Annotated in this window: 2 protein-coding genes; both read left to right on the top strand. The window is 44.5% G+C overall.

Features of this window, described 5'->3' with window-relative positions; genetic code table 11:
- Positions 1-105 precede the first annotated feature (105 nt).
- Positions 106-354 (top strand): hypothetical protein, encoded by a 249-nt coding sequence (locus KVT34_RS29490; RefSeq protein ID WP_217563214.1) that lies wholly within the window; start codon positions 106-108, stop codon positions 352-354.
- Positions 355-390: 36 nt separating this feature from the next.
- Positions 391-1,222 (top strand): phage tail tape measure protein (locus KVT34_RS29485; protein WP_483311463.1); only part of this gene is annotated, 832 nt, incomplete at its 3' end.

Raw genomic sequence — 1,222 nt, 5'->3', positions numbered from 1 at the left:
AAGCCTGTACGCATAAATATTGATGATTTGCAAGGTGAGTGTTTTCGTTTTTTTCATATGCCCACCTTGCAATCGTGGCGTATTAGTTTAAAAGAATACCACATTATGTTGAACGGGTATAAAGAACAACTTCTTGATAGATACGAGTTTGCAAGTATACAAGCTTTGTTTATGCGAAATGCACAAAGTGAAAAAGTAAAAAAGCTGGAGGATATCTACAAGCGTCCCGACAGTGTACGAGAAATTGAAGCACGTGCTAAAGAACGGAAAGAAGTGGCGAACAAAATTAAGCGAAATGAATCGTTTTTTGATCAGATTGAAGCGGCGATAAAAAATCAAAGAATAGAAGGGTAGGTGGTGCAGATGAGTCAAAATAAAGTGGAAACACAAGTGGTTGCTGACATTTCGGGTTTATTAAGTAATTTAGGACAAGCTACACAAGCTTGGGACAACTTTTTTAGACATATTAGTCAACCGCCTCCTACTCCACCCGCGCCACAACCACCGGCACCTCCTCCATTACCGCCAGCGCCAGCACCCCCGCCACCACCTGATTATTCGGCGTGGAGAACAAGATTTCAAGAAGTAGGGAATCATGCAATTGAAATGGGTAGACGTGTACAGCAAGCTGGGCAAACAATGCAGAATGCTTTTGGTCCAGCCGCCGCCGCTTCTGCTTATGCCTTAGGAAATATGATCAAGAACTCACGGGAGTTTGAGTCACAAACCCGTAAAGCAGCAGTGTTAACACAGGGTGATTATGGCCAAGTAAAAGGTGCGATTTTGGACATGGCCAAAAGCTCTGTGTATTCTACAGGGCAAGTTGCAGCGGCGTTCGCAGAAATGGGAGCAAAAGGTTTTGATTCTGCACAAGCGACTAAGGCATTACCAGGTGTGTTAAGTGCGGCGGCGGCTTCCGGTGAAGACCTCGGAATGGTTGCTGATACAATCACTTCCGCACTAAACTCATTTGGTATGGAGGCGAGCCAAAGTACACACGTTGCCGATGTTCTCGCAACAGCTGCAAATGCAACGGCTGCAGGTGTCGGTGACATGCAATATGCATTTAAATATGCAGCGGGTCCAGCGGCTCAGCTAGGTATATCGATGGAAGAGCTAGCAGCTTCTGTTTGTATTATGACAAATAGTGGTATTAAAGGAGAGACTGCTAGTACATCAATACGTGCTTCTTTATTACGACTAATTAAACCACCAAAAGCAG

Origin of the sequence: Paenibacillus sp. GbtcB18, assembly GCF_019091125.1 — a bacterium.
Taxonomy (GTDB): domain Bacteria; phylum Bacillota; class Bacilli; order Paenibacillales; family NBRC-103111; genus Paenibacillus_F; species Paenibacillus_F chitinolyticus.
Note: the sequence above shows the minus strand (reverse complement) of the source record. Positions and strands in the feature narration are given on the sequence as shown.

Excerpts from the sequence above, each read along its gene's own strand:
- KVT34_RS29490 (WP_217563214.1), top strand. The coding sequence starts at position 106 with ATGTTGAACGGGTATAAAGAACAACTTCTTGATAGATACGAGTTTGCA.